Consider the following 6585-nt stretch of genomic DNA (forward strand, 5'->3'; position numbering starts at 1 on the left):
TGGCGCTCGGACTGGCCGCCGACGCCGGCCGGCTGCTGCCCGGCCCGGCCGCGGGGGACGGCGTGCTGCGGTGGCACGGCGCGCCGGCCGTCGCCGTGATCACCGGCTGCGTCGCGGTGAGCGCGCCGGCGGTGCTGTGGCTCGCCCGGTGGATGAGCCGGTACGGGCTCGGCGACGGGGTCTCGGTGCTGCTGCTGGCCCAGGTCCTCGCCGTGCTGCCGGGCCAACTGTGGGCGGTGGAGCGGGAGTCCGGGCCGGGCAGCTACGCGCTGGTGCTGGCGGCGGCGCTGTTCGGCCTGGTGGCGACGACCGCGCTGGTGACCGCCGGGCGCCAGGGCGCGCGGCGCGTCCCGGTGCAGTACGCGCGGCGCATGATCGGGGTGCGGCGGTCCGGGGGCGGCGAGACCCGCTACCTGCCATTGGTGCTCAGCCACCGGGGGTTCGTCCCGGCGGTGGCGGCCGCCCTGCTGCTCGCCCCCTTCCCGCTGCCCCGGCCGCCGTACCTGGTGCTGCTGTTCACGCTCGCCGCCGTCGGCGCCTGGCTGGCCGTACTGGCCGGGCGGTCGGTGCTCGCCGAGGCCGAGGTGATGAAGCGCGAGGGGGCGTTCATCCCCGGGATCCGGTCCGGCCGGCCGACCGTCGCCTACCTGGCCTACGTGCGCGGGCGGCTCGCCGTCGCGGAGGTGCCCGGCACCGGACTGGTCGCCGTGCTGCCCACGCTCGCCCTGGCCGCCGTCGGCGCGGCGGACGGGTACGGCTTCAGCGGCGCGAGCCTGCTGGTGGCGGCCGGTGCGGCGCTCGGCGCGGTCGGTCCGCTGATGCGGGACGTCCAGTCGGCGCGCTGGGGCCGCGCCGCTAGGCCGGGCGCGTGAGGTGCCCTCAGTGGTGAGCGTAGGAGCGCCTATCATCGCGCCATGGCCACCGCTGAGCTGATCCGCATCGTGTCCCGCTCCTCGCCCATGGCGCTCGCCCAGGTCGACCGGGTCCGCGCCGAACTCGCCGCGCTGCACCCGGGGCTGCGGACCGAGGTGGTGCCGGTCACCACCTCGGGCGACCGCTGGACCGGAGACCTCGCCGACCTCGGCGGCAAGGGCGCGTTCACCAAGGAGGTCGACGCGGCGCTGCTCGCCGGGGAGGCCGACGTCGCCGTGCACTGCCTCAAGGACGTGCCCGCCGACCGCCCGCTGCCCGCCGGCACCGTCTTCGCCGCCCACCTGCGCCGGGACGACATCCGCGACGCCCTCGTCCACCCCGGCGGGCTGACGTTGGCCCAACTCCCGCCCGGCACCCGGATCGGCACCTCCTCCGTCCGCCGCACCGCCCAACTCGCCTCCTCCCACCCGCAGCTGGAGTGCGTCCCGATCCGCGGCAACGCCAACAGCCGGCTCGCCAAGCTGGCGGCCGGGGACGTGGACGCGCTGCTGCTCGCCGTCTCCGGCCTGGAGCGGATCGGCGAGCGGGCCCGGATCACCGAGATCCTCGGCGTCGACGAGATGTGCCCGCCGATCGGCGCCGGCATCCTGGTGCTGCAGTGCCGGGAGGACGACGAGGCCACCATCGAGGCGGTGACCGGCCTCGGCCACCACGACACCTGGCGGGAGGCCGCGGCCGAGCGGATGTTCCTGCACGTGCTGCAGGGCCACTGCAACAGCCCGATCTCCGGCTTCGCCAGGGCCGAGGCGGACGGCCGGCTCTCGCTGCGCGGCCGGGTCTTCACCCCGGACGGCAAGCGGGTGCTGGACGCCCACGAGTGGGCGGGCGTGCTCAGCCCGGAGGACCTCGGCACCTCGGTCGCGCTGGCGCTCAAGCGGCAGGGGGCGCAGGAGCTGATCGCCTCGATCCCGCACTGAGGTTCGGGCACGGGGTGATCTCTTTTCCTCCGCGAACTGTTCCGCCGCGCCTCCAGCTGAGATGATTCCGGCCACGGGGGAAGGCAGTTGACGTCTCGTCAAGCGACGTCGACGAGTGGAACGGTCACGCCGGGGGTGGACGTGGAGGCGCTGAGACCCACCGATCCGACGACGGTCGGCGGCCGCTACCGGCTGCTCGCCCGGCTCGGCAGCGGCGGGATGGGGGTCGTCTACCTGGGGCGCTCGCCCGGCGGGCGCCTGGTCGCGGTCAAGTGCGTGCACTGGGACCTCGCCACCGACCCGAGCTTCCGGCTCCGCTTCACCCAGGAGTTGGAGGCCGCCCGGCGGGTCGGCGGCTTCCACACCGCCCAGGTGGTCGACGCCGACCCGGACGGCGACCCGCCCTGGCTGGTCACCGCTTACATCCCCGGGCCCTCCCTGGAGGCGGCCGTCGCCACCCACGGCCCGCTGCCCGAACCGGTCCTGCGGGTGCTCGGCGCCGGCCTGGCCGAGGCCCTGGAGGCGATCCACGCCGTCGGACTCGTCCACCGCGACCTCAAGCCCTCCAACGTCCTGCTCGCGGACGACGGGCCACGGGTCATCGACTTCGGCATCGCCCGCGCCCTCGACGGCGCCTCGATCACCCGCACCCAGACCGTCATCGGCACCCCCGGCTACATGGCCCCCGAACAGATCGCCGGCGAGCCGCTGACCCCCGCCTGCGACCTCTACAGCCTCGGCCGGGTGCTCTGCCACGCGGCCGGCAGCGACCCGTACGGGGGCGGCGGCAACCCGCAGGTGCTGCTCTACCGGATCATGCACACCGAGCCGGACCTCGCCGACGTGCCCGAGGCGCTGCGCCCGCTGGTCGCCGCCTGCCTGGCCCGCCGCCCGGAGGACCGGCCCACCCCCGCCGAACTGGTGGAGCGGCTCGGGCCGCCCGGGTACGACGGGCCGACCGGCTCCTGGCTGCCGGAGCCACTGCGGGTGAAGCCCGCGGTGCCGGAGGCGCCGCTGGTGGCACCGGTCACGGGGGCCTTCGGGCCGCCCGCTCCGCTGCCGGCGGTGCCGGTGGTGCGGGCGGCGCAGCCCACCAGGGTGCCGACCATGCTCAGCGGGGACCCGTACGCGGTCGCCGGCTGGGCGCCGACCGAGTCGGCCCAGGCCGCCCGGAGCCGTCGGGCCCGGCGGCTGTGGGTGCTGGTGCCGAGCCTGCTGGCGCTGGTCGCGGCGGCGGTGCTGGTGCCGATGTACCTGACCCGCGACAAGGGCAGGACCGGGCTGGACAACGGCGGCTTCGTGGCCGCCAAGGACGACGGCAGCCCGCCGGACTGCGTGACCGGCGGGACGACGTTCAAGGGCGTCGGCGGCACCCCCGAGGCCGCCTACCCCACCGAGGGCCCGCCGCTGACCGTCCCCAGCGGCACCGCGCACCCGCCCGGCCTGGTCGCCCCGGGAGACAAGGACTCCCTGACGCTGGGCCAGTCACTGGAACTCCGCTGGGTCAAGACCGGCTCGACGACCAAGGTCTTCACCAAGCGCGCTGACCAGCCCTGGCAGGAATCCGGTTGGCTCACCACCGCCGAATGCACCTTCAGGCCCACCGAGGCCGGGCTCTACCGCTGGGCCGTGGTCGGCGCCAACACCTCCGCCGACAGCATCGGCAGCGGCTGGAGCGCCCTGCGCTACCTGAACGTGCGGACGGCCCAGAACCAGAGCCCGAACCCGGTCCAGTCCGCGCCCTCGGCCCCGCTCCCGGTCTTCCCGAAGGACCAGCAGGTGGTCCGGGCGGGCCAGCCGGTCGAGCTCAGCTGGGCGACCTCCGGCACCAGCTCCGAGGTGAGCGTCCTGGCCCCGGGCGACAAGGACTGGGAGTCCCTGCCCTGGCAGACCGGGCGGAGCCTGACGTACACGCCGAAGACGCCCGGCATCTACATCTGGATGGTCTCCAGCTCGGGGCCCGGGAACTGCACCGGCGGGCCGACCACCAACGGGGTCTGCGTCAGCGCGGGGAGCGAGCAACGGTACCTGATCGTGCAGTAGCGCGGACCGGACCGCGGGTGCTCAGGAACGCTTGAGGAACCGGAGGTAGAACGCCGTGAACACCAGGACGATCCCGACGTTCACCGCCAGTCGCCCCCAGAAGTGCTGCCGGAACCACAGGACGTCCACGCCGACCACGACGGCCACCATCGCGAGCACGTAGACCACGGCGATCGTCTTGCCTGCCATGCCTCCTTTGTACTCCGCTGTACTCCGCTGTACTCCGCGTGGGTGCACTCCGTTGTACTCCTCTGCTCTGTACTCCTCGCCGTGCACTGCGTGCGGGTCGCCCGGGAAGTGGCCGCGGGGAGAACCGGGCGGGTGTTCGGGGCGTCCGTTGAGGCGTGATCAGTGGGGTGCTCGGCGGGATGCCGAACTTCTGGCCCGGGCTGCTGCTCTCCCTCGTGCCGGCGGCGCTGCTGAACCGGCCGGTGGGGCGGCTGCTGCGGGCCCACTGGGTGGTGGGCTTCCTGCTGCTGCTCGGGCTCGGCGGGGTGGTGGTGGCGACGCTGCTGCCGGAGGCGTTCCAGCTGTCGAGGGACGCCGTACGGCACTGCACGGTGGCGGGTGCCCGGCCGCGCTCGCCGTACGAGCTGCTGCACGTGCGGCACATCGAGCTCAAGCTGGCCACCTACGCACCGGTGGGCTTCGCGGCCGCCCTGGCCGGGACCCGGCGGCGGGCGGCGGTGGCGCTGCTGGGCACGGCCGTGCTGCCGTTCGCGGTGTCGACGCTGCAGTACGCGGTGCCGGTGATCGGGCGGGCCTGCGATGTGCAGGACGTCTGGGACGGCGTGCAGGGCGTCGTGCTGGGGGCGGCGGTGGGCCTGGTGGTCGGGCCGGCGGTACGGGCTCTGCGTTCCCGCGCGGCGGTCTGACCCAGCTGGTCGGAACGCCCTGGGGCCCAGGCCTTGTCAGACACGTCTCAGCGGTCGAGCAGCGGGAACAGCCGGGCCACGGCGGCGACCGGACGGGCCCCGGCGGGCCGGGCACCCGGGTCGGTGTCCCGGTCGCGGTAGCGGGCGAGCAACTGCCGTACGGCGGCGCCGACGGCAATCAGTTCCTCGGGGGTGAGGTGGACGACGGTGCTGAACGCCTCGTCCTGCTGCCACGCGGCCGGGGCCTCGGCGCGCCTGGCGAGCCAGCGCTGGTAGCTCTCGTCCTCCAGGCCCCGCGCCAGTTCGCCGAACCCGTCGTTCGGTGCGGCCGGTCGCTCCCGGGGCAGACGCCACGGCCGGGCCCGCCCGTCGACAGCCGGGGCCTCCTCGATCAGGCCGTACCGGGCGAGTTGGCGCAGGTGGAAGGAGCAGAGCCCGGAACTGTGGCCGAGTCGGGCGGCGGCCTCGGTGGAGGTGAGGGTGCCGCGTTCGGCGAGCAGCTCCAGCAGTGCGGTGCGGACGGCGTGTTCGGGGAGGGCACCGGATCTGACGAGGTCTTCGGTCTCTTCGGTCTCTTCGGTCACTTTGCAAAGTCTGCTACTTTGCAAAGTCGACAGCAAGTCCATCGAAGGGGGACCACCCGTGTCCGAGCTGCGCGATCGTCCGGCCGTCCTGCGGATCACCGAGGTGGGGGAGGAGATCCTCCGCCGCACCTGCCGCCCGGCGACCGAGGAGGACTTCGGCAGCGAGCGACTGGCCCGGCTCATCGACGACATGTTCGCCACCATGTACGTCGCCGACGGCTGCGGCCTCGCCGCCAACCAGGTGGACGTGGACCTGCGGCTGTTCGTCTACGACTGCACCGACGAGGACGGCGTCCGGCACGTCGGGCACGTGCTCAACCCGGTGGTCGAGGAGCAGGAGCCCGGCCGCCGGCTGGCCGAGGACGCCGAGGGCTGCCTGTCCGTACCCGGCGCCAACACCCAACTCGCCCGCCCCGCGCGCGCGGTGGTGCACGGTGTCGACCAGTACGGCGAGCCGGTCACCATCGAGGGCGCCGGCTACTTCGCCCGCTGCCTCCAGCACGAGACCGACCACCTGAACGGCGGGCTCTACCTCGACCGGCTCTCGGCCCGCGACCGCAAGCGGATGATGAAGCAGACCGCCGACCGCCGGGAGAAGGTGTTCGCCGAGCGCGCCGCCAAGGCCGCGAAGCTCGGCTAGGTGCGTGCCCCAACGCCGCTCCGCAGGAAGGGGTTTGAAGACGCTCCCGGGGGTGACGCGGTGACCGAGCCCGCTGAACTCGCCGCCGTCCGTGAGTCCTACGACACCGTCGCCGCCGACTACCTGCGCCTCGTCGTCCCGCCCGAGGGCATGGACCCGGTATCGCGCGCGATGCTCGCCGCCTTCGCGGAGCTGGTCCGGGAGTCGGGCGGCGGCGAGGTCGCCGACCTCGGCTGCGGACCGGGGCGGGTGACGGCGTACCTGGACGGGCTGGGCCTGTCGGCCTTCGGCGGCCGGGCCGTCGTCCCGCCGCCCGGGACCGCCGTGACCCGGGGTGCTCTCCGGGGTGCACCCTGAGGGAAGATCAGGGACCGTCGGGGCGCCGGCCCTGATGATCGGGGCGCGGCTGGTCGGCAGACTCGTCATCGGGCCGGACGTCTCCGGCCCGATGACGACCAGTCTGGAGCCGCAGCGCCGTGAACGCCTCTACCCACCGCACCCGTTGGGCCGTTGTCGCCGCCGCCGGCGCCCTGGCGGTCGCGCTGACGGCCGGCGCGGGCACGCCCGCCCTCGCCGCGACGCCCGGGTCCGCT

Annotated in this window: 6 protein-coding genes and 2 pseudogenes; 6 read left to right on the forward strand and 2 right to left on the reverse strand. The window is 74.5% G+C overall.

Features of this window, described 5'->3' with window-relative positions:
* The 3 genes and pseudogenes from BG452_RS27335 to BG452_RS46000 all read left to right on the forward strand — a co-directional run.
* Positions 1 to 872, forward strand: a pseudogene (locus BG452_RS27335) (hypothetical protein); the annotation flags it as partial.
* 42 nt (positions 873 to 914) lie between these two features.
* The gene (hemC, locus tag BG452_RS27340; RefSeq protein ID WP_188307024.1) at positions 915 to 1850 is read left to right on the forward strand and encodes a hydroxymethylbilane synthase; all 936 of its coding nucleotides are present in this window, start codon (positions 915 to 917) and stop codon (positions 1848 to 1850) included.
* Positions 1851 to 1937: 87 nt separating this feature from the next.
* Positions 1938 to 3893: a serine/threonine-protein kinase gene (locus BG452_RS46000; protein WP_223242798.1), complete on the forward strand. Its 1956-nt coding sequence runs from the start codon at positions 1938 to 1940 to the stop codon at positions 3891 to 3893.
* A gap of 21 nt (positions 3894 to 3914) precedes the next feature.
* On the opposite strand, the gene BG452_RS27350 is transcribed toward BG452_RS46000, so the two are convergent.
* Positions 3915 to 4082, reverse strand: coding sequence for a hypothetical protein (locus tag BG452_RS27350; protein ID WP_188307025.1), 168 nt, complete (start codon positions 4080 to 4082; stop codon positions 3915 to 3917).
* Positions 4083 to 4237: 155 nt separating this feature from the next.
* Between BG452_RS27350 and BG452_RS47265 the strand changes: the two genes are divergently transcribed.
* Entirely contained in the window at positions 4238 to 4768 is a 531-nt protein-coding gene (locus tag BG452_RS47265; RefSeq protein ID WP_188307026.1) for a hypothetical protein, read from the forward strand.
* A gap of 47 nt (positions 4769 to 4815) precedes the next feature.
* Here BG452_RS47265 and BG452_RS27360 read toward each other — a convergent pair whose 3' ends face one another.
* Positions 4816 to 5352 (reverse strand): helix-turn-helix domain-containing protein, encoded by a 537-nt coding sequence (locus BG452_RS27360; RefSeq protein ID WP_317621252.1) that lies wholly within the window; start codon positions 5350 to 5352, stop codon positions 4816 to 4818.
* 40 nt (positions 5353 to 5392) lie between these two features.
* On the opposite strand from BG452_RS27360, the gene def reads away from it, so the two are divergent.
* Together def and BG452_RS27370 are read left to right on the forward strand one after the other, a co-directional pair.
* Positions 5393 to 5992, forward strand: coding sequence for a peptide deformylase (def, locus tag BG452_RS27365; protein WP_411293027.1), 600 nt, complete (start codon positions 5393 to 5395; stop codon positions 5990 to 5992).
* A 60-nt stretch (positions 5993 to 6052) separates the two neighbouring features.
* Positions 6053 to 6283, forward strand: a pseudogene (locus tag BG452_RS27370) (SAM-dependent methyltransferase); the annotation flags it as partial.
* Between the last annotated feature and the right edge of the window lie 302 nt (positions 6284 to 6585).

Origin of the sequence: Streptomyces sp. CBMA123, from assembly GCF_014596465.1 — a bacterium.
Taxonomy (GTDB): domain Bacteria; phylum Actinomycetota; class Actinomycetes; order Streptomycetales; family Streptomycetaceae; genus Kitasatospora.

What these genes read in the sequence shown, in the direction of transcription:
- hemC (WP_188307024.1), top strand. Translation starts at nt 915, where the DNA reads ATGGCCACCGCTGAGCTGATCCGCATCGTGTCCCGCTCCTCGCCCATG.
- BG452_RS27350 (WP_188307025.1), bottom strand. Translation starts at nt 4,082, where the DNA reads ATGGCAGGCAAGACGATCGCCGTGGTCTACGTGCTCGCGATGGTGGCC.